General features: G+C 52.1%; 21 protein-coding genes. 4 read left to right on the plus strand and 17 right to left on the minus strand.

The genetic code is table 11. The features are described 5' to 3' along the window. Nucleotides 1–332: 332 nt before the first annotated feature. From wzxC to wza, 17 genes are all read right to left on the minus strand, one after another. The gene (gene wzxC, locus ACJHYW_RS13925; RefSeq protein WP_000058487.1) at nt 333–1,811 is read right to left on the minus strand and encodes a colanic acid undecaprenyl disphosphate flippase WzxC; all 1,479 of its coding nucleotides are present in this window, start codon (nt 1,809–1,811) and stop codon (nt 333–335) included. Nucleotide 1,812: 1 nt separating this feature from the next. Further along, the gene (gene wcaJ / locus ACJHYW_RS13930) at nt 1,813–3,207 is read right to left on the minus strand and encodes an undecaprenyl-phosphate glucose phosphotransferase (protein WP_000183108.1); all 1,395 of its coding nucleotides are present in this window, start codon (nt 3,205–3,207) and stop codon (nt 1,813–1,815) included. Nucleotides 3,208–3,261: 54 nt separating this feature from the next. After that, entirely contained in the window at nt 3,262–4,632 is a 1,371-nt protein-coding gene (gene cpsG / locus ACJHYW_RS13935; RefSeq protein WP_061092866.1) for a colanic acid biosynthesis phosphomannomutase CpsG, read from the minus strand. A gap of 192 nt (nt 4,633–4,824) precedes the next feature. Next, nucleotides 4,825–6,261: a mannose-1-phosphate guanyltransferase gene (gene cpsB, locus ACJHYW_RS13940; protein WP_000079256.1), complete on the minus strand. Its 1,437-nt coding sequence runs from the start codon at nt 6,259–6,261 to the stop codon at nt 4,825–4,827. Between the two features lie 2 nt (nt 6,262–6,263). Next, nucleotides 6,264–7,487, minus strand: a complete 1,224-nt coding sequence (gene wcaI, locus ACJHYW_RS13945) for a colanic acid biosynthesis fucosyltransferase WcaI (protein ID WP_000699686.1) — start codon at nt 7,485–7,487, stop codon at nt 6,264–6,266. Beyond that, a complete protein-coding gene (gene gmm, locus ACJHYW_RS13950; RefSeq protein ID WP_012602261.1) occupies nt 7,484–7,963 on the minus strand; it encodes a GDP-mannose mannosyl hydrolase in 480 nt (159 codons plus the stop codon). The genes wcaI and gmm overlap by 4 nt, the downstream gene beginning before the upstream one ends. 2 nt (nt 7,964–7,965) lie before the next feature. Continuing rightward, entirely contained in the window at nt 7,966–8,931 is a 966-nt protein-coding gene (fcl, locus tag ACJHYW_RS13955; protein ID WP_000043606.1) for a GDP-L-fucose synthase, read from the minus strand. Between the two features lie 2 nt (nt 8,932–8,933). After that, complete coding sequence (gmd, locus tag ACJHYW_RS13960) at nt 8,934–10,055, minus strand: GDP-mannose 4,6-dehydratase (protein ID WP_000048190.1); 1,122 nt, start codon at nt 10,053–10,055, stop codon at nt 8,934–8,936. A gap of 26 nt (nt 10,056–10,081) precedes the next feature. After that, a complete protein-coding gene (gene wcaF / locus ACJHYW_RS13965; RefSeq protein WP_001153594.1) occupies nt 10,082–10,630 on the minus strand; it encodes a colanic acid biosynthesis acetyltransferase WcaF in 549 nt (182 codons plus the stop codon). A 15-nt stretch (nt 10,631–10,645) separates the two neighbouring features. Further along, entirely contained in the window at nt 10,646–11,392 is a 747-nt protein-coding gene (gene wcaE, locus ACJHYW_RS13970; RefSeq protein ID WP_000927083.1) for a colanic acid biosynthesis glycosyltransferase WcaE, read from the minus strand. 10 nt (nt 11,393–11,402) lie between these two features. Beyond that, the gene (wcaD, locus tag ACJHYW_RS13975) at nt 11,403–12,620 is read right to left on the minus strand and encodes a colanic acid polymerase WcaD (RefSeq protein WP_000107778.1); all 1,218 of its coding nucleotides are present in this window, start codon (nt 12,618–12,620) and stop codon (nt 11,403–11,405) included. Then, nucleotides 12,595–13,812, minus strand: a complete 1,218-nt coding sequence (gene wcaC, locus ACJHYW_RS13980) for a colanic acid biosynthesis glycosyltransferase WcaC (RefSeq protein ID WP_001023885.1) — start codon at nt 13,810–13,812, stop codon at nt 12,595–12,597. Before wcaC ends, wcaD begins: the two co-directional genes overlap by 26 nt. Continuing rightward, entirely contained in the window at nt 13,809–14,297 is a 489-nt protein-coding gene (gene wcaB / locus ACJHYW_RS13985) for a colanic acid biosynthesis acetyltransferase WcaB (RefSeq protein WP_000888740.1), read from the minus strand. The genes wcaC and wcaB overlap by 4 nt, the downstream gene beginning before the upstream one ends. 2 nt (nt 14,298–14,299) lie before the next feature. Next, nucleotides 14,300–15,139, minus strand: a complete 840-nt coding sequence (gene wcaA, locus ACJHYW_RS13990) for a colanic acid biosynthesis glycosyltransferase WcaA (protein ID WP_000654489.1) — start codon at nt 15,137–15,139, stop codon at nt 14,300–14,302. A gap of 92 nt (nt 15,140–15,231) precedes the next feature. After that, nucleotides 15,232–17,394, minus strand: coding sequence for a tyrosine-protein kinase Wzc (gene wzc / locus ACJHYW_RS13995; RefSeq protein ID WP_000137179.1), 2,163 nt, complete (start codon nt 17,392–17,394; stop codon nt 15,232–15,234). 2 nt (nt 17,395–17,396) lie between these two features. Then, the gene (gene wzb / locus ACJHYW_RS14000) at nt 17,397–17,840 is read right to left on the minus strand and encodes a low molecular weight protein-tyrosine-phosphatase Wzb (RefSeq protein WP_000482901.1); all 444 of its coding nucleotides are present in this window, start codon (nt 17,838–17,840) and stop codon (nt 17,397–17,399) included. A 5-nt stretch (nt 17,841–17,845) separates the two neighbouring features. Further along, nucleotides 17,846–18,985 carry a polysaccharide export protein Wza gene (gene wza / locus ACJHYW_RS14005; protein WP_000978094.1) on the minus strand — a complete coding sequence of 380 codons (1,140 nt, stop codon included), beginning with the start codon at nt 18,983–18,985 and terminating at the stop codon, nt 17,846–17,848. 308 nt (nt 18,986–19,293) lie between these two features. Here wza and ACJHYW_RS14010 point away from each other — a divergent pair, with 308 nt between their 5' ends. The 4 genes from ACJHYW_RS14010 to ACJHYW_RS14025 all read left to right on the plus strand — a co-directional run bounded on the left by ACJHYW_RS14010 (nt 19,294) and on the right by ACJHYW_RS14025 (nt 21,920). After that, nucleotides 19,294–19,443 carry a hypothetical protein gene (locus ACJHYW_RS14010; RefSeq protein WP_162829205.1) on the plus strand — a complete coding sequence of 50 codons (150 nt, stop codon included), beginning with the start codon at nt 19,294–19,296 and terminating at the stop codon, nt 19,441–19,443. A gap of 200 nt (nt 19,444–19,643) precedes the next feature. Next, complete coding sequence (locus ACJHYW_RS14015) at nt 19,644–21,227, plus strand: TerC family protein (RefSeq protein WP_001361575.1); 1,584 nt, start codon at nt 19,644–19,646, stop codon at nt 21,225–21,227. Nucleotides 21,228–21,301: 74 nt separating this feature from the next. Beyond that, entirely contained in the window at nt 21,302–21,640 is a 339-nt protein-coding gene (locus ACJHYW_RS14020; protein ID WP_001227700.1) for a type II toxin-antitoxin system RelE/ParE family toxin, read from the plus strand. Further along, nucleotides 21,630–21,920, plus strand: a complete 291-nt coding sequence (locus ACJHYW_RS14025) for a helix-turn-helix domain-containing protein (RefSeq protein ID WP_000687871.1) — start codon at nt 21,630–21,632, stop codon at nt 21,918–21,920. Before ACJHYW_RS14020 ends, ACJHYW_RS14025 begins: the two co-directional genes overlap by 11 nt. Nucleotides 21,921–21,948 lie beyond the last annotated feature (28 nt).

Below are 21,948 nucleotides of genomic sequence, written 5' to 3' on the forward strand. Positions count from 1 at the left end.
CGCCGCATCCGGCATTCAGTGCCTGATGCGACGCTGGCGCGTCTTATCAGGCCTACAAGACCCGAGCACAGCCCCCCAGGACGGATAAGGCGTTTTACGCCGCATCCGGCATTCAGTGCCTGATGCGACGCTGACGCGTCTTATCAAGCCTACAAGATCCGAGCACAGAACCGTAGGCCGGATAAGGCGTTTTACGCCGCATCCGGCATTCAGTGCCTGATGCGACGCTGGCGCGTCTTATCAGGCCTACAAGACCCGAGCACAGCCCCCCAGGACGGATAAGGCGTTTTACGCCGCATCCGGCAACCGTTGCCGGAACCGAAAACAGCCATTCACCCCGCCCGTAAAAGCATTTTCATTTTTTCGCTGCGACAAAACTGACGCTTCACTTCCACTACCAGCGGATGGCGTGACAGCACAATCATCACCACAAACGCCAGCACGCCCGCGGCTATTTGCACCGCCAGCAGCATGCCCAGAGCCATTTGCCCTTTCAGTACAATGCCCAGCGCATAACTGACCACCAGCGTCGGCAGCGAGAGATAAAACGGCAGCCATAAACTGAGGATGTACTGGCGATAACTGGAACCAAGAACCGGTTTAATCATCACGAAGTAACTCAGAATGGTGTTGATAATCTGCACCAGCAGGAAACCGAGCGTGACGCCGATTGCGCCCGCCATCTGCCCACCAATAACAATCGCCGGAATAAACAGAAAGGTTTTGAATACGTTGAATTTAAAGCTGATATCGACCCGCGCTTTCGCCATCAGCAGCGAACCAATCGGGTTCCCTACTGAGCGCAGCAGCCCCACCACACACAGCAATTGCAGCACCGGAATAATGCTGCTCCACTTCTCACCAAAGACCAGCGGTACAAAGTTATTCGACACCACCATCAGCCCCAGCAGCGCCGGAAAGTTGATAATCCCCACCACCGACAGCAGCTTGTAGAAGTTGATGCGCAGCTTTTCGGTGTCGTCCTGAATTTTGGCAAATGCCGGAAACAACACGCGGGTGATGATCGGATTCAGCTTCATCGGCGGCACAACGGCCACGTTGTACGCCAGGTTGTATCCCCCTGCCACGCCCGCACCGAGAATACGCGCCAGCACCAGCGTTGAAAGGTTGGTGTTGAGATAGTTGATGATGCTGTCCGCCGTCAGCCAGGCACCAAAGCGTAAGTTCGGTGCCACCGACGCCAGCGAGAAGTGCAGACCGGGGCGATAAATTTTGCGGCCAAAGTAGCCAAACAGCAGCGTTCTTACCGCACTATTGACCAGATAACCGAGGATCGCGGTCATCGCCAGTGGCCAGAAATGGGCGCTAACCACCGTAAAAGTGAAGCCCGCCAGCACCGCGCTGGTTTCGATCATGCCGATTTTGTTGAACTCCAGCTCTTTTTGCATCAACGCGCGGAACTGCTGCCCGTGGGGGATCACCACAAACGCCAGCGACAATGTTTTAATCAACGGTGCCAGGTCTGGGTTGTTCAGCACGTCACCAATGAGATCACTCAACAAAAACACCGCCACGCACACCACAAGCCCCAGCCCGACGTTCAGCCAGTACAACGTGGTAAGTTCCAGGTGACTGATTTCTTTTCGCTGAATAATCGAGTTAGCGATACCGAAGTCAGAAAGCGTATCTGCCAGCGCGATGATCACCAGCGACACGGTAAGCAAACCGAACTGGTGGTTGTCGATAATCCGCGCCAGCACGGTCATCTGCACCAGCCCGAGGCCGATGATGATCACCGTGGCAATCGCCGACCACTTCGCGCCGCTGATGGTTTTTTCACGTAAGCTCATATCAATATGCCGCTTTGTTAACGAAGCCCTTGAATACCGTCAGGAAAACGATTTTGATATCGAACCAGACGCTCCATTCGCGGATGTACTCAAGGTCGAACTCGACGCGTTTTTCCATTTTCTCCAGCGTGTCGGTTTCGCCGCGCCAGCCGTTAATCTGCGCCCAACCGGTAATGCCCGGTTTCACTTTATGGCGCAGCATGTAGCCTTCAATGAGCTGGCGATACTGTTCGTTATGCGCCACCGCGTGCGGACGTGGACCGACAATCGACATCCCCCCGGTCAGCACATTGATAAACTGCGGCAATTCATCCAGCGAGGTGCGGCGCAGAAAGTTCCCCACTTTGGTGACGCGCGGATCGTTCTGCGTCGCCTGGGTCACCACTTTGTCGTTCTCCATCACTTTCATGGAACGGAACTTCCACACTTTGATCGGCTTGCCATCCATGCCGTAGCGAGTCTGGCGAAAAATAACCGGCCCTGGTGAACTGAGTTTTACCGCCAGCGCAATACAGCACAGCACCGGGGAGATCAGCAGCAGAATAAGCGTTGCCAGCACAATATCTTCCGCACGTTTGAGCAGGCGGTTTACCCCGGAAAGTGGCGTGTCATACAGCGGCACCACCGGAACGCCGTTCATCTCTTCGAGACGTGAATGGAGAATGTTGAAGGTAAAGACATCGGGGATCAGCAGCACCGAACAGGTGGTGTCCGCCAGTTGATGGACCAGTTTTTTTACTCGTGCGCCGTCGCACATCTGCATCGCGATATAGACGTTATGAATCTTGCCCGCTTTCGCATCCTCGACCAGCTGTTGCAGATTGCCCGCCCAGTCGTTAGAAACGCCGCCCGGTTTTGGGTCGTGGTAAACGCCCACCACTTCAAACCCTAACCACGGCTGATTACGGAAGCTCTCAAGCAGCATTTGTCCGGCGGCTAAATCCCCCGCCACCGCGACCATGCGCTTGTTATAGCCATGATTACGCAGCCAGCCCGCCCCAATGCGAATACATGAACGGCAAACCACCAGTCCGATACTGGTCAGCCCATACCACGCCAGCCAGATTTTCAGTTGCGTGTCGAAATCATTGTTGAACGCCACCAGTCCAGCGCTGAAAATCACGCTTAAGGTCCAGTTTTGTAGCAACAGGGCAAATTCTGTCGCTGCCCGAACACCGCGCCATGAGCGATAAAAATCGGTGATGCCGCCCAGCATCTGGAACACCACCAGCGTAATCAGTGCCACCAACAGGTGCATGTAGAGGAATGACAGTCCGCTGACTTCGCAAACCAGCCATAGTCCGGCAAACATGATGGTGATATCTGAAAAGCGTTGCACCATAGAGATTAACGATGCATTGGTTTTCGCTCGCTCGCGCTTTTTTAGATTTGTCATCGTTGTTCCTGTTATTAGCCCCTTACCCGCAGTGTGGTAAGGGAAGATCCGACATTACTCGTTCAGCAACGTCAGCAGAGTTCGCGTTCGCGCTTCCATCAGCGGCACATCACCGCGCGATTCCACATTCAACCGCACCACCGGTTCGGTGTTGGAGGAGCGCAGGTTAAAGCGCCAGTCGGCAAAGGTCATGCTGATGCCATCGGTGCGATCCACCGCCAGCGCCTCACGGCTAAAATGCTGTTCCACGCGGTTAATCGCCTCAACGGGTTGCGCCAGTTTGCTGTTGATCTCACCGCTTGCCGGAAACGCGGCCATCCGGTCGCGCACCAGTTCGCCCAGCGTTTTTCCTTTCAGGCACACCAGTTCGGCGACCAGCAGCCACGGGATCATGCCGCTGTCGCAGTAAGCGAAATCACGGAAATAGTGGTGGGCGCTCATTTCGCCACCGTAGATGGCGTCTTCCTTGCGCATCCGTTCTTTAATAAAGGCGTGTCCGGTTTTCGACATTACCGGCGTACCGCCTGCGGCAGTCACCACATCAACGGTGTTCCAGGAGAGACGTGGATCGTGGATGATCTTCGCGCCGGGATTTTTTTCGAGGAACGCTTCTGCCAGCAAACCGACAATGTAGTAACCCTCGATAAACTGCCCTTTTTCGTCAAACAGGAAACAGCGGTCAAAATCGCCATCAAAAGCAATGCCCATATCCGCGCCGTGTTTGATGACCGCATTGCGGGTGTCGTCGCGACATTCTGGCAGCAGCGGGTTAGGAATACCGTTGGGGAAATTGCCGTCCGGCGTGTTGTGCACTTTGATCAATTCCACAGGTGCGCCGAGGGCGTTAAAGCGGGCTTCGATGGCGTCCACCACCGGACCCGCCGCTCCGTTCCCGGAGTTAATCACCAGCTTGAGCGGCGTGAGGTTTTTGACGTTGATATAACCGAACAGGTGATCAACGTAAGCGTCACGCAGATTGATTTGCTGATAGCGACCGCGTTTGGTTTCATCGACGGGAGGGAAGTCGTTGGCTTCTGCCAGACGCTGGACATCGCGCAGTCCGGTATCACCGCTGATCGGGCGGGCCCCCTCGCGCACCAGCTTCATGCCGTTATAATCCATCGGGTTATGGCTGGCAGTAACTTCAATGCCACCATCCACACCAAGATGGAACGTGGCGAAATAGATCTCTTCGGTGCCGGACATACCAATATCCAGCACGTCGACGCCCGCATCCTGTAAACCTTTCGCCAGCGCCAGTTTTAAGGTTTCGCTGGTGAGGCGGACATCACCGCCTAACACAATGGTTTTCGGTTTGAGAAATTCGCCATAAGCGCGACCAATGCGCCAGGCAATATCCTCATTCAGTTCTTCGCCTAATTTCCCGCGAATATCATAGGCTTTAAAGCAGGTTAATTTTTTCATATCGTTACCCTTTTTCAGGCAATAGTTGGCCCTGACCGAAACGGCCAATTTTGTTTTTGTCGTTATTTACATCGCGGTTTCGCATTCATTGCCTGATGCGACGCTGCCGCGTCTTATCAGGCCTACAAACCCGAACCGTAGGTCGGATAAGGCGTTCACGCCGCATCCGACAAACAGCGCCTGATGCGAGGTTTACACCCGTCCGTAGCGATCCGCGAAGCGCACCACATCATCCTCTTCGAGATAAGAGCCGGAGCGCACTTCAATTAAATCGAGCGGAATTTTCCCCGGGTTTTCCAGGCAGTGCGTCGCCCCCAGCGGAATATAAATGGACTCGTTTTCACCAAGCAGCTTGATATCACCGTCGATGGTGACTTTTGCCGTTCCTGCGACCACTACCCAGTGTTCCGCGCGGTGATGGTGCATCTGTACCGACAAACCTTCGCCCGGTTTCACGGTGATGCGTTTCACCTGATAGCGGTCGCCCGCGTCGATAGAGTCATATTTGCCCCACGGACGATACACTTCGCGATGCACCCGATGCTCATGGCGACCATCAGCTTTGATCTGCTCGACCACTTTTTTCACATCCTGCACCGCATTACGGTCGGCAATCAGCACCGCATCTTTGGTCTGCACTACCACCAAATCTTTCACCCCGACGGTGGTGACCAGGCCAGATTCGGCATACACATAGCTGTTTTCAGTTTTGTGATTAATCACATCGCCATGGCAAACGTTGCCCTCGGCGGTGTGGGCGCTGATCTCCCATAAAGAGGACCAGGAGCCGACATCGCTCCAGCCTGCATCCATCGGCACCACAACGGCATCTGCCGTGCGTTCCATGACCGCGTAATCCACCGACTCTTCCGGGCAGGCCAGAAACGCTTCTTCATCCACACGAATAAAATCGAGATCCGGATCGACGGCGCTCATCGCTTTTTCGCAGGCATCGAGAATATCCGGGCGATATTTTTTCAGTTCTTCGAGATAGCGTCCGGCACGGAACAGGAACATACCGCTGTTCCAGTAATATTCGCCACTTGCCACATAGGCCTGGGCGGTTTCCAGATTCGGTTTTTCGACAAACTGCGCCACTTCAAAGGCCACCGCATCCTGCTCACCCGCCGACACTTCACCGCGACGAATATAGCCATATCCGGTTTCAGGTAGATCCGGCACAATGCCGAAGGTCACCAGCTTGCCCGCTTCGGCATACGGCATGGCATTACGCACGGCGGCACGGAACGCGTCTTCATCGGCAATCACATGATCCGCCGCCAGCACCAGCATTAATGGGTCGTTCTCCGGGCTATGACGTTTTGCCGCCAGCGCCGCCAGCGCAATGGCCGGTGCAGTGTTACGCCCTGCCGGTTCGAGAATAATGTTCTCGGTGAGTTTGTTCAGTTGACGCAGCTGTTCCGCGACAATAAAGCGGTGCTGCTCATTGCAAATCACCACCGGGCTTTCGCACTCCACGCCGTTCAGGCGGCAGATGGTGGTTTGCAGCATGGTGAGATCGCCTTTCAGGCATAAAAACTGCTTGGGGTAAAGTACGCGGGAAAGCGGCCATAAGCGGCTACCGGAGCCACCTGCCATCACAACTGGATAGAGTTTCGACTGCGCCATAATTATCCCCGAATATCATTTATAAATTGACGTAACACGTTCTCTTTATCGAGCGTGCGTTCGGCATATTCACGTGCCACCGTGTTGTGTTTGGGCAGCAGGAGCGCCTGACGAATCCCCGCCACCAGCGCCTCGACCGATTCCGGTTCCACGCAAACCGCAATGCCCGGAAAGGTTTCGCAAAGCTGTCCCAGTTCTGTGTGGGCTTCAGCAGTAATCACCGCGTTACCGCCTACCGCCAGAATATTGGTCAGTTTCGACGGCAATACGGCATCTGCCGCGCCGCGTTTTTGCACCACCAGATGGCAATCCCCCATCTTCAGCAGTGCGGGTAAAGCGTCATATGATTGCAGCGGAAAAAATTGCATGTTGCGCAGTCCACGCTGCTGCGCCATTTTTTCCAGCCGCGCTTTGCCGCCGCCCTGCCCGACAATGGCAAAAATAAGCGGTTCATCGCGCAGGCGATCGGCAGCTTCAATAACGTTTTCCAGCCCCTGCTTTTCACCAATATTGCCGGAGTAAAGAACGATTTTTTTGTTATCCGGCAGGGCAAGCTGGTTACGAAGGTCGTCAACATCGGCGTCTGCAACATGTTGAAAACGGGCGATTTCCGACCAGTTGGGGAAGAAGATGACGTTTTCCGCCGCCACGCCTTTTTCGATAGCTTTATTCATCATCGAGCGCGAAATCGTGGAGACGTTATCGACGTTATGCAGTCCGCTACGTTCGAACGCCGTCGCCAGCTGTGCCACTTTGCCGCCTTTACTTTTTCCGGCAAGGCCCAGCCCCAGCATGGCGTCCACTTCGTAATCCTGAATATGCAGCACCGTGCGCGCACCAGACAGTTTCGCCAGCAGGCGCATTCCCGGCGTGCAAAACAGCGTTGGCACCACGCCGATAATGCGATCCGGCTTCCAGCGACGTTGCGCCATCAGCGGAAAGAAACTGCTGGCGGCAAAACTGCCGAGATGCAACAGGCGTTTCAGGGTGCTCGGCTGTTTTGGCACGTACAGCGGGCAGCGCCACACCGTGGCGGCCCCCTCTTCTCGTTTGTACCGCCAGGCGGAATAGTTCTCGCCCACCTGCCATTGCGGGTAGTAAGGCGGTGCGGTAATAACCCGCACCTCATGACCTTGTGCCGCCAGCCATTCCACCATCTCGCCGGTGTACTTGCCGATGCCGGTTAACTCCGGCGAGTAGTTAATGCCGTAGACCAGTATTTTCATAATCCGGGTACTCCGGCACGCTTCTCAGCGAGAAAATAGGCGCGGCTGTTAGCGTGAACATTGTCACTGGCGAGCAACGCGTCCGGCGTCAGCCAGCGGTAATCGTCATGCTGCTCATCCGGCAGTAACAGATCTTCTTCAGCGACTCTGAAGCGAAAACCGAGCACCACATAGTGAGTGGTGAAATCCGTGTCGGAGAAGTTATCGTCATAAAAGTGCTGCCAGACACCGTAAAACTGGCCTACTGTTATCGGCAGACGCAGCCCCAGTTCCTCCATCGTCAGCCGCTCAAATGCGGCTTCCAGCGTTTCGTCTTTCTGCACGCGCCCTCCCGGCACAAACCAGTAACCCTGCGCCGGGCGGTTGGTTCTTTTGCCAAGCAGAAACTCGCCGCGACTGTTCTCGACAATAAAGTCGAGAGAGACAAGCGGAGTAGAGCGCACTACCGTGGCAAAGTCTTCCTGACGTAAAAACATCATTACCCCCGAAAGCGGTCTTGATTCTCAAGGAACCACTGGTAAGTGCTGGCGAGCCCCGCTTCCAGTGAGATTTCGTGATACCAGCCAAGCTGATGCAGGCGTGTCACATCCAGCAGTTTGCGCGGTGTACCATCCGGTTTACTGGCATCAAAAACCACCCGACCTTTGTAACCCACCACTTTGGCGATGGTTTGCGCCAGCTCGCGGATAGTGCAGTCAACGCCCGTGCCGACGTTAATGTGCGACAGCATCGGTTGGGTGTTCTCCAGCCAGACTTCGTGCGCCAGCTCCATCACATGAATGCTCGCCGCCGCCATATCATCGACGTGCAGAAATTCGCGCATCGGTGTACCGCTGCCCCACACCACCACGTCCGGTGCATTCTGTGCCGTCGCCTCGTGGAAGCGACGCAGCAATGCAGGGATCACATGCGAATTACTCGGGTGGAAGTTGTCATGCGGGCCATACAGGTTGGTCGGCATGACCGAGCGATAATCGCGTCCATACTGGCGGTTGTAAGATTCGCACAGTTTGATCCCGGCGATTTTGGCAATAGCATAAGGCTCGTTAGTCGGCTCCAGCGTACCCTGCAATAACTCGCTTTCTGCCATCGGCTGTTTTGCCAGTTTCGGGTAGATACAGGACGATCCGAGAAACAGCAGTTTGTTCACGTCGTTCTGATGCGCGGCGTGAATGATGTTGCTCTCAATCATCATGTTCTGGTAGATGAAATCTGCCGGATAGGTGTTGTTGGCAACAATGCCGCCCACTTTCGCCGCCGCCAGATAGACCTGGTCAATACGTTCGCTGGCAAAGAAATCATGCACCGCGCGGCTGTCCAGCAGGTTCAGCTCGTCGCGGGTGCGTAATACCAGTTCCACATCACCGCGCTGTTCGAGCTGCCGCCTGATGGCGGAACCGACCATCCCGCGATGGCCAGCGATAAAAATGCGTTGTTTACTCATGCTTATGACTCCAGCGCGATCGCCACGTCGTAGCCGTGAGATTTCAGCAGAGAGTGTTTTTTCGCCGCTTCAAGGTCATTAGCCACCATTTCAGACACCATCTCTCTGAGGGTGATTTCCGGTTTCCAGCCCAGTTTTTCGTGCGCTTTGGTCGGGTCGCCGAGCAGCGTTTCAACTTCAGCCGGACGGAAGTAACGCGGATCAACGGCGATAATCACATCACCCGGTTTAACGCCCGGCGCGTCATGCCCGGTGACGGAAACCACAATGCCCTTCTCTTCAACGCCCGTACCTTCAAAGCGCAGTTTGATGCCCAGTTGTGCTGCCGCCATTTCCACGAACTGACGCACGGAGTACTGAACGCCGGTGGCAATAACGAAATCTTCCGGTTGTTCCTGTTGCAGCATCATCCACTGCATTTTTACGTAGTCTTTGGCATGGCCCCAGTCACGCAGGGAATCCATATTGCCGAGGTACAGGCACGATTCCAGCCCCTGGGCGATGTTGGCGATTGCGCGGGTGATTTTGCGGGTAACGAAGGTTTCGCCGCGGCGCGGGGATTCATGGTTGAAGAGAATACCGTTACAGGCGTACATGCCGTAGGATTCGCGGTAGTTAACGGTGATCCAGTAGGCGTACAGTTTGGCGACCGCATACGGAGAGCGTGGATAGAACGGCGTGGTTTCTTTCTGCGGAATTTCCTGCACCAGACCATACAGTTCAGAGGTGGAAGCCTGATAGAAACGGGTTTTCTTTTCCAGACCGAGGAAGCGGATCGCCTCCAGCAGACGCAGCGTACCCATCGCGTCGACGTCAGCGGTATATTCCGGTGACTCAAAAGAAACCGCAACGTGGCTCATTGCGCCCAGGTTGTACACTTCATCCGGCTGCACTTCACGCAAAATGCGCGTCAGGTTGGAGGTATCACTCAGGTCGCCATAATGCAGATGGAATTTCGGGTTGCAGGTGTGCGGATCCTGATAAATGTGATCCACGCGCTCGGTGTTGAATGACGATGCGCGACGCTTAATACCATGCACCTCGTAACCTTTTTCCAGCAGAAACTCTGCCAGGTAAGAACCGTCTTGTCCGGTTACGCCGGTGATGAGAGCGACTTTTGACATGTCTTATTCCTCTGTATTTTTTGAATTTATTCAGTTTCAACGCGTTTGCGTATCACCACTGCGGGGTTCCCCCGGCAAACCACATTTGCCGGAAGCGATTTAAAAACACTGCTTCGCGCACCCACGACGGTGCCGTTGCCGATCGTGACGCCAGGGGCAACAAAAACATCTGTCGCCAGCCAGCATTTCTCGCCAATCACAATAGGCGTGGCGTTAATGGTGAAATGTTGACTTGCATGGTCGTGGCTCCCGGTGCATAAATAACTTTTTTGCGATATCACCGAATGTGCGCCAATGGTTATTTCACCGAGGGTATATAAATTGACCTCATCGCCGACCCACGCGTAATCACCTAAGGTTAATTTCCACGGATAGGTAATTTTTACTGACGGACGAATAACTACGTTTTTTCCTATTTTTGCGCCGAATAAACGTAATAAAAATGCCCGCCAGCGATACAATACTTGTGGCGACCAGGCAAATATTGTTGCCTGTACCGCCCACCATAATTGCACTTTAATAGCATTGCTGCCCCGGAACCCTTTCGGCACCGAGAACCCACTTAAATCCTGCATCGTTTTCCCTTATATTCAGCTTTTGTTATATAAGGCTTTCGTCTTTGAGGTAGTACGCTGGCGTAAATGCCAGGATAATTCTGCCCAGAAGCCAGGCACATGTAATATTTGCCGTTGGACTTTTTTGGCATCAGCACACAATTCCATATTATTGGTGGTAGATACCCCACCCATGGAAAATTCAGACACCAGGCCATTGAGTTTTTTAAATGCATAACCGGCTTTATACATTTTGGCCGCCAGCGCGTAGTCGGAAGAAACTTTATATTCCAGGTCATAACGCCATTTCTTCAAGCCGGACACCGGGAAAAATATCGCCTGATGACTGGCGGGCAGGCTGTGGTAAATATACCAGCCCGGTTTGGCGCTACGTTTAATTTTATGCCCGTCGCCAAAATCCAGCAGCGCATCGCCGGTGATCATCACGTTATCTTTTTGCACTTTTAACTTACGGACAAAATTTGCGGCATCCTGATGAAAAATATCGCCCGAGTTGAGAAACAACGCGAACTTGCCTTGTGCCATCGCAATGCCCTTGTTCATGGCGTCGTAGATACCGTTATCTGGCTCGCTGACAAAGCGTAGGTTATAGATACCCTTGAGATTTTCCAGATACTCACGGGTACCGTCGTTGGAACCGCCATCGACAACAATCCATTCGAAGCTGATATCGTCCACCTGCGCTAGATGCGCCAGCGAGGCATGTGTTTTGACTATCCCTTCGAGGTTACGAAACGCGACAGTGATTATGCTAAGCAACATGTTCTTATTCTTACCTCGTAATATTTAACGCTTTTCGCAAAATAAACGGACAGACGATTAAAAATGCATATTCCGGGCTAAATATCGAACCGGTAAAAAACAGCGATACCGGAGTAAAAAGATATAATTGCACGCGAAAATTGCGGTTATCACCAAAAGCGTTGATCATCATTTTTATCACTTTCCCCATGTACCACAGCGATAAAAACACTGCGAACCAGGAAAAATAAATAATCAGCAGATACAAACCATTGTCTATGGTTTTTCCGACATCCGCACCGTTAAATATTCCGAATGATGCGACATATTCATAAAGTGAGCCAAATCTGACTACACCGTCAATATGGGTCAAAGAATAACCGACCATCACCAGCGGACCGACAATACGATAATACGATGACGAACCTTCCGTGCCTAAATCACCCAGACGGGTGGAAATATAAGGAAACGCGATTACCACACCAACCAGGAATACAGCCAGAGAAACCAATGCTAACGGTAACTTTTTCTTAATCGCCTCTTTATTCAGATATTGAAATGCCCACTCCAGCAAATAAAAAAGGATAAAGGTCATAACCCCTGAAAACGATCCGGATAATATTATCCCTGCGAGAATCATAGCATCGGTTTTAGGCGTTTTGATACCAAACTGTTTGATGCTGAGCCAAATTGAGATTAATGCCAGAGCGAAAAATGCCGGTTCGAAATAAAGTGCTGTCGTGCGCTTGCCGCCGAATTTAATGAAATTCAGCACATAGCTGTTGCTGTAAATCAGATATTTCGAAATCGACTCCATAATACTGCTACCGCCGGTGAGGATAATTTGCGCCATCTCCACCGCCGCCAGCGCCACCACCAGCCCGACCACCAGATAAAAGAAACGTAATATCTTGCGATGGTTGTGTGGCGAAATTGTTTTAAAACGAATACTCCACACCATGCCAATAATGATCACAATATAGACAAACAGCATGGTTGAAGTGACGTATTTACTGGCATCCAACGACTGACCAAACAGGTAGTTAAACGCCGTGAGTCCCGCACCAACCCCTAAGGCAATCATCAATTTTTTAACGTTGATGCGCTCTAAAAACAGCAGTAACAAGACGGGTAAAAAAGTGACGATGGTAATGGGGAAACTTTCGCCAAGCTGGGCGATTTTGACGTTAACCAGCAGGTAAATCAGCGGCAGCAGTAGGTAGCTACAGATTCTGATAGAAGTTGACATACTCCTCCAGCATCTGTTGTCCACTGTAGGCGGCGCGGCTGCGTTGGCTAAACCCAGCCAGCGTGGTACCAAATATCGCCTGCGCGATTTCCGGTTTGCTTAACTGCACCAGTTGCAGCACGTCTTCTTCGCTGACGGTTTTACCGCCGGATTTTTGCAGAACTTCCCGCGCCGCGTCGCTATGGGTGGCAATCACCGGCACGCCAATCGATAGCGCCTCACACAAAATCAGCGGGTAGTTATCGACGCGAGAACTGAATACCAGCGCATCCATCTGATTGAGCGCGCTCATCAACTTGCGCTTGTCAGTTTCAAAGCCGTGATTAACCACGTTGCCAGCGGTGAACGGCGAGAACTTACCAAAGGTATGCAGTTCAATTTTGTCGCCCAGCGCCATCATCTCACGTACCAGTTGCTGGTTAGTTTTGCCGTCGTAACGCAGATCATGCGCCACCACCGCGATTTTCGGCTTGTCCTGGGTTTCGCGCACCGGAGGCAAGTCCGCCAGAATCGCTTCGGTTGCCATATCAATACCGTTATTGATAATCCGGCAACGCCCTGGACCGTACAGACTATTGAAAGCATCAGCCACATGCTGGCTGGGGGAAATAAACTGACAGCCCAGTGCCAGCATCTCGCGGAATAACTGGCGTTTACCCGCCACCAGCTGGTGCGCGCGATCAATCTTCACCGGTGGATAGTTATTTAAGGTCGGGCATTTCTGGCAGCCCGTTTTCCAGCCTTCGCAACCGTCGGTAAAGGCGCAGCGTCCGGTAACGCTCCAGTGATCGTGTAACGTCCAGACCAGAGTGATATCCGGTTTATGGTTTTTCACTTTTTCGCAAAAGCGCACCACGCTCTTAAGATTCAACCAGTAGCTGTGCAGCACATGAAAATGCAGGACCACCGGACCCGGTGTGCGAGTAATGGTGCGATATAACTCATTGAAATTGCCGAACAGATCGCGATTAAACAGACGAAACAACGCAATGTTCGCCATCGCGGTCATCCGCGGCGTATGTTTGATGACCTGCGGATAGTTTTGATGACTGACGCTCTCTTTGCCGCCTTTGCCGTAGCCGTAGACAAAATGTGACGCCAGCCCCTGTTGCAGCGCGCGCTGGTGGAGATCTAACGCCACACCTGCTGCCCCGCCTTCCGCCAGTCGCACATTGAATTGCAGAATATTCATTTAATTACCTTCACTCGCGCTTTTTCTCCCACCACCAGCGCGTTGTCCGGGACAGAGTCGAGCACCACGCTGCCCGCGCCCACGGTGACGTTGTTACCAAGCGTGATATCACCAAGAATAATGACGTTGGCACCGAGTTCGACGCCGTTGCCAATGTGTGGACATGCCATGTTATCGGCACCACGATTGCCGATAGTGACGCCGTGACGAATGGTGAAATCATCCCCCGCGACCACGTTTTTATTGATCACCACGGCGTAACCGTGATGGATAGTGAAACGGCGGCCAATGGTCGCGGCGGCCTGGATTTCATAACCGAAAAAGCATTCGGTGATAATGCGATACAGCACCAGCAGCGGGGCCGCCCACAGATTGTTGAGGACGTTCTTTTTGCGCCACACCGAACAAAAATGAGCGACGCGATAGGCAAGAACCATGCAGCACGGACGTAAACTCCAGCTGTTGGCGCGCAGATCTTCCAGCATCTTTAGCGCCCCCGAATACCATCAGCCAGACGTTTGCCGTTACGCACCGACAGCAGCGTCAGCAAAGTGCGCCAGGTCATGCGTTTATTGCGGATCTGGTAGAGGGTAAACAGCTGATATTTTTTGCTGGCGCGGTCGAATTTGTCTTTGTGCTTGCGGTAAAAGTGGAAGTATCCGGAGAATTTTTTCGGTGACGATGTGATCTGCATTTCACCATGATTGATATGCAGGATCTGCGTCGCCTCTTCCACTTTCCACGGTTCGCCGTACTCCACCACCATCCGCAGGAAGATGTCGTAATCCTGTGCCGCTTTCAGTTTGGTATCGAACAAGCACTCTTTGAAACGCCACGCCCAGGTAAAGACCTGATTGCCAATAATATTGCGTTTGTAGAACAGGCGGCGTGAATACGGCGATTTGGGATACAGCGGCAAGCTTGCCGGTTGGGAATAGACTTCGCCCTGGCAAACGTAGTCGTTAGCGTACAAAAAGGCGTGAGTGACCAGTTGCTGTTTATGGGCGAGGAAGACGCTCAGGCGGTTGGGTGTCCATTCATCATCATCATCGATCCCGGTGATGTATTCCCCTTGCGCCAGCATAATCGCCTGGTTACGTACCGCGCACGCCCCGCTGTTAATGTCGTTGTGAATGTAGGTAATACGCGGATCGTTGAGGGCGGTGACGTATTGTTGTAGTTGTTCCCAGGAGGTGGAGCAATCATCCACGATAATCATCTCCCAGTTGTTGTAGTCCTGGCGCAGGACCGATTTTATCGCCCGAATAGCCAGTTGTTGGCGGTTCCAGGTCGGCATATAGATTGAAATCAGCGGATTGTCTTTCATAGGTTGTTCTCCCGGCTTATGAGCTGGTTTGCTTGCCGGATGCGGCGTGAACGCCTTATCCGGCCTACGGGGCGGTGCGAATGCAGGCGTCGTTATTTCGCATCCGACTTATATTCGTATTCGTAATAGCCATAATCCTGATACGCGCTGGCGCGGCGGAAGATGGAGTTCAAAATCACCCCTTTCACCGGAATACCGTTTTGCTCAAAGCGGCTCAGACTGGTTTCCACTTCTTTCAAGGTGTTGACCGCATAACGCGCCACCATTAACGTGGTTTCGACATGACGACCAACAATTGCCGCATCGGTCACTGCCAGAATCGGCGGCGTATCAATCAACACCAGGTCATAGTTTTTACTCGCCCACTTCACCAGTTCGGCAAAGCGTTCGCTCATTAACAGTTCTGAAGGATTTGGCGGCACCTGACCGCGCGGGATCAGGTCAAATTTGGCAATAGAGGTCGGTTTAGCAGCGGTAGTAATATCGCCCTGTCCAATCAGAATTTCCGACAGGCCATTAACGTTATTAGTGCCCAACAGCTCGTGGGTGTAGCCTTTGCGCATATCGCAGTCGATCAACAACACCCGTTTATTGGTCTGGCTAATCACCGCCGCCAGGTTGGCGCAGACAAAGGTTTTACCGATTGACGGGCTAACCCCGGTCATCATCAACACATTGTTCTGCGCCTGCATCATCGCGAAGTGCAGACTGGTACGCAGACTGCGGATGGCTTCAATCGCCAGATCGGTTGGATTCCCCACCGCCAGTAGCTGGCTCTGTTTATAGCGTTTAATCCCTTTGATGGTTTTGACGCTATCGCGCGCTTTCTGCCATTCCGACAACGGGATGCTGGCATAGACACTGATACCGTGTTCTTCCAGCACCTGCGGGCTTTCGATGCCGCGATTAAACAACGAGCGCAGCAGCACACCCACGATAGAGAGCATCAGGCCAAGGATAATCGCGCCGAGGATAATCAGCCCTTTCTTCGGTTTTAGCACGCCAGGCTGGGTGATTGCCGGGTCAACAATGCGCACATCGCCGACGGTGCTGGCTTCGGTGATTTTCAGCTCCTGCTCTTTATTCAGCAGTTGCATATAGACCTGTTGACCAGACTCGACATCGCGGGTCAGACGGACAATTTCCTGCTGGGTTTTCGGCATCGCCGTTACGCGACCGTTAAGTTTGGCTTTCTCTTCTTCCAGCGCCTGCCGTTTCTCCAGCAGCGTGCGATACGCCGGGTGAACTTTGGTGTACAGCTTGGAGATTTCCGCTTCTTTAAAGGTCAGTTCGTTCAACTGCGCGTCGATGTTCACCATCGAATCGAGCACCGCTTTTGCTTCCAGCGGCAGATCAACAGAATCTTTATCCTGACGGAAGGCATTCAGTTTGTTTTCGGCAACATCGAGGCGGCTACGTACTTCCGGTAACTGTTGCGCGAGGAAAGCGAGGCTTTTCGACGCTTCCGCCGATTTGCGCTCAATATTTTGTTCCTGATAGTTACGGGCGATGCTGTTAAGAATGTCGCGGATCTGTTCGCGATCTTCACCGGTATAAGTCAGGCTCAGTACGCCTGCGTCTTTGCCGTTCTCCGTTACCGTCAGGCTGTTTTGCAGTTGGTTGATCATCCCCAGCGTGGAGTATTTGGTGACGGTAAACTCACTGCCCGGGCTGGCGTGAATGGCTTCAACCATCAGCGTGACGCCTTCTTTTTTCAGCATCTGGCCCGCTTGCCCACGGGCGCTAAAGCCGCCGTCGCTGCTCAGAGTGTAGTTTTTATCGTCCAGCACATTAAGCGTAAACACCTGATCCGCCATCTCTTTCGGGCGGTTAAAGGTGGTCACTTTTACCGTCTCGTTCTGGCGTCCCATCAGGCGATCCCAGCCCGCACCGAAAATAGGGAACGTGTTTTTGCTCACTGCAATATCGAGGTCGAGATCGTCCACCGTTTTACCAAGCACCAGACGCGAACGAATCAACTGGATCTCGGCGTCCGATGCTGGCGGTTTGTTGGCTAATGCCGAACCAATGTCCTGCACTAACGAATTGCCGCTGTTTTGCTCGATTTGTACCAGTGCGTCGGCACTATAAATCGGCGTGGCTAAGAAGGTGTAAACCACGGCACAGAGGGCAAATACGGCGGTGATGCCAATTACCCACCAGCGCGCTTCAATGACGGTGCCGACCAGGCGACCAATATCGATTTCATCACTGCCCGTTACCGGAGCGGCATGTTGTTTTACTTTTTCTGTCATTCTTATACCTGCTCTGCGTTCAATGCCTGCGCCCACTGGCGGGCAGACCGTTCAAGTAATGTGTACACCGCTGCAAACGTTTCCCGGCTTTTGCGATACGGATCGGGGATTTCACATTCGTTATCCCAGTGACCAAACAGCATCACTTTGCCGCGCATCTCAGGTGCCATCTCGCATAAGCGTTCGATATGGCGCTTTTCCATGGTCAAAATCAGGTCGTAGTTGCGACACAGACGGCGGCTGATTTGCCGTGCACAGTGACCTTCCAGAGACAGTTGATGTTCTGCGGCGACGCTGATAGCAGTAGGGTCAGCGCCCTTACCGACCAGCGCGCCGAGTCCAGCGGACTCCACTTTCAGCTCCGGGTGATAACGTTGCAGTAAGCGTTCCGCCGTCGGGGAGCGGCAAATATTGCCGACACAGACAACTAAGATGTTGTTAAACATGACGATTACCAGTTATGAATGTCGCTGGCTGTATCCGTCATGTAACGGACACCGCTAATAGTTGGCAGCAACTGATTGATCAGACGGTTCCAGCGGGAAACCGGGGCGGTGGTGACATACACCACGTCATAAGGTTGCAGGCGGAATTCTGTCGCCATCACCAGCGACGTGGCATCGGACATATCCAGCTGGTAGATATTGGCAATCTTGCCGTTACGCCCGCCCTCGCCTTTCAGCGGACGAATGACAAAGATGCCGCTGGCGTTGGAGGTGGTCATGTCGATGCCTTCAGCATTGCCCAGGGCTTCAGTCAGGGTCATGCCGCTAAAGTCCATTTTCAGGGTGCTCTGTTTCTTCACTTCACCCATCACAAACACTTTCAGATCATCATTACGTGGCACGTAAAGAATATCGCCGGGGTAAAGCAGTCGGTTCTGATTGAGGTCGCCGTTTTGCATCAGCGCCTGCAAAGAAATGCGTTCTTCACGACCATTGTGTGTTAGCACTACGTTGCGCCAGTCAGCGGTGTCGGTCAGGCCACCTGCGGCGTTGATGGCGTCGAGAATGGTCAGTGGCACGTTGGTGATCGCCTGTTGACCGGATTTATTCACCTGACCGGAGATATAGGCTTTTTGCGAGCGGAAGGCGGCGATATTAACGTCCACCTGCGGGTCAGCGATGTACGTCGCTAAGCGCCCGGTAATATCACTGCGGATTTCAGCGAGCGTTTTCCCCACGACGTGAACCTTGCCGATATACGGGTAGAACATGGTGCCGTCAGGCTGTACCCAGTTGCCGGTGTCGCTGGAGCTGCGGTACTGACCGGCTGGCGTGGTGAGTTCCGGGTGATCCCAGACGGTGACATTAAGAACGTCCCCCGGCCCGACGCGATACTGATAATTCGCGATCTCACTTTCCAGCGTCATATTGGGGCGCGCTACATTCGGGCGTGGGCGTAATTGATCAATCAGGCGCGGGGTCAACGGATAAACATTCACCATTTTGTCGAGATCGAAATCAGCGTCCTGCTGTTTGATGACGTCTTTCCCCATCGTCGACATATTGCTGCCCGGAAGTACTGTGCAACCGCTTATCAAGGTTACTGACACCAATAATGGCATCAATTTCATTTTGGATTTCATCATTGTTTATTTATCACTTTGGCAGAGTAATTATCCTGTGCACTATTAATAGCAATGTCGCCATGCACATTTACCTTGCAGTTAATTGAATAAAAATTTAACTGGCATCAGTCCTAAAAAAATTGATTTCATCCGCAAGCTATTGACAGAATAATTCAGACTGGTCTTTCAGGCATCCAGACACGCTACCGCCCCTGGCTTTTTAGCTACCAATACACTGATTTAGCTTAATTTTTAAAACCCTCTCAACATACAGTCGTTGATGAGAAAGGGTTATTGCGGAAATTAACTTCCGAATATAAGGTGACATTATGGTAATTGAATATTGGCTCTCCAATAATGCAGGAGGAAGTGTTACAGCTAACGGAATAGCAGGCAAGGTAACAATTCGGCAATTGGCTATTTTTAAGAATTATATTAAGTGTCATTCAATATGGTTTTTAGGAGTTTCTTTAGGTTGACAATATTTAATATAGTGTCTCCACATGCGATATTTCTTAAATAATGTTTTATTATTACCACTTTTAATTCAGGGATAATGTGAGGTTATAACCCTCAAATAATATGAGATAAATAGTGCTGCAACATTGCATTTTTGCCCCGATTTATCCATGATCGAATTGTGACATTTGTCATACAACGAATAGGTTTTGTACTTACTATGGAATGGATTGCCGATCCGTCTATCTGGGCTGGATTAATCACGCTGATTGTGATCGAACTGGTCCTCGGCATTGATAACCTGGTCTTTATTGCCATCCTCGCCGAAAAACTACCGCCGAAGCAGCGCGACCGCGCACGGGTTACCGGGCTGCTGCTGGCGATGTTAATGCGCCTGTTACTGCTGGCGTCAATCTCCTGGCTGGTCACCCTGACTCAACCGCTGTTCAGCTTCCGCTCGTTTACCTTTAGCGCCCGCGACTTAATCATGCTGTTTGGTGGTTTCTTCCTGCTGTTCAAAGCCACGATGGAGCTGAACGAACGGCTGGAAGGGAAAGACAGCAATAACCCCACGCAACGCAAAGGTGCGAAGTTCTGGGGGGTGGTGACACAAATTGTGGTACTGGACGCCATCTTCTCACTCGACTCGGTGATTACCGCCGTCGGGATGGTCGACCATTTACTGGTCATGATGGCCGCCGTCGTTATCGCTATCAGCCTGATGTTGATGGCCAGCAAGCCGTTAACGCAATTTGTTAACAGTCACCCGACGATCGTTATTCTCTGCTTAAGCTTCCTGTTGATGATTGGCTTTAGCCTGGTGGCAGAAGGTTTCGGCTTCGTCATTCCGAAAGGCTACCTGTACGCTGCTATTGGTTTCTCGGTGATGATCGAGGCGCTCAATCAGTTGGCTATCTTTAACCGGCGACGTTTTCTTTCCGCTAACCAGACGCTGCGCCAGCGAACTACCGAAGCGGTAATGCGCCTGTTAAGCGGGCAAAAAGAAGATGCGGAACTGGATGCCGAAACCGCGTCTATGCTGGTGGATCATGATAATCAGCAAATCTTTAATCCGCAGGAACGGCGGATGATTGAGCGGGTACTTAATCTTAACCAGCGTACCGTCAGCAGCATTATGACGTCGCGCCACGATATTGAGCATATCGATCTCAACGCACCGGAAGAAGAAATCCGCCAGTTGCTGGAGCGAAATCAGCACACGCGACTGGTGGTTACTGATGGCGATGACGCGGAAGATTTGCTCGGTGTTGTTCACGTTATCGACCTGTTACAACAGTCACTGCGCGGCGAACCGCTCAACCTGCGGGTGTTGATTCGCCAGCCGCTGGTGTTCCCGGAAACCTTGCCGTTGTTACCTGCCCTGGAGCAGTTCCGTAATGCCCGCACACACTTTGCTTTTGTAGTGGATGAGTTTGGCTCGGTGGAAGGGATTGTGACATTAAGTGACGTCACAGAAACCATTGCCGGTAACTTACCGAATGAAGTGGAAGAGATCGACGCCCGCCATGATATTCAGAAGAATGCCGACGGTTCCTGGACGGCGAATGGTCATATGCCGCTGGAAGATCTGGTGCAATATGTGCCGCTGCCGCTGGATGAAAAACGTGAATATCACACCATTGCCGGGCTATTGATGGAATATTTGCAGCGTATTCCAAAACCTGGCGAAGAAGTTCAGGTGGGGGATTATTTGCTTAAAACGTTGCAGGTGGAAAGCCATCGCGTGCAGAAGGTGCAAATTATTCCGCTACGTAAGGATGGCGAGATGGAGTACGAAGTGTGATAAAACATCAAATGCGCAGGTTCAAACTGCGCATTTGATTTATACAAAATTTAGTATAATCTAAGGATGGAGTAATGAGAAAAAAGCTGGCTTTTCTTGATACCAGTCTTGACGATTTACGCGCATTTCCAGAATCGTCTCGACAGGAAATTGGCTATCAACTCGACAGGATCCAACAAGGGTTAAACCCATACGACTGGAAACCTTTTTCAACTATCGGCCCTGGTGTGCGAGAGATTCGTACTCGCGATGCTGATGGGATCTATCGCGTCATGTATATCGCAAAATTTGAAGAAGCGGTTTACGTATTGCATTGTTTTCAAAAGAAAACACAGACTACCAGTCAATCGGATGTTGATTTAGCCAAACGACGCTATAAAGAACTTGTTCAGGAGCGGAAAAATGAAAATTGAAACCTTTGATAGTGTGTGGGATGCGGTGAGTGACACCCCTGAACAAGCGGAAAATATGCGGATCCGTGCCGAACTTGTAACGATCATTAATAACTGGATTGAACAACAAGGGTTTAGCCAGGCTCAGGCAGCGTCTGCTTTAGGGGTCACTCAACCTCGCATATCTGAACTTGCCAGAGGTAAGATCCAGATCTTTAGTATCGATAAATTGATCACCATGATGGCTCATGCAGGATTGCATATTCAACGTATTGAAATTCAATATCCACATGCTGCTTAGTGCTATAAACACAGATGGCGACAAATTG

The sequence above is a fragment of the Escherichia sp. WS3063 genome, assembly GCF_046486595.1.
Lineage (GTDB): Bacteria > Pseudomonadota > Gammaproteobacteria > Enterobacterales > Enterobacteriaceae > Escherichia > Escherichia coli.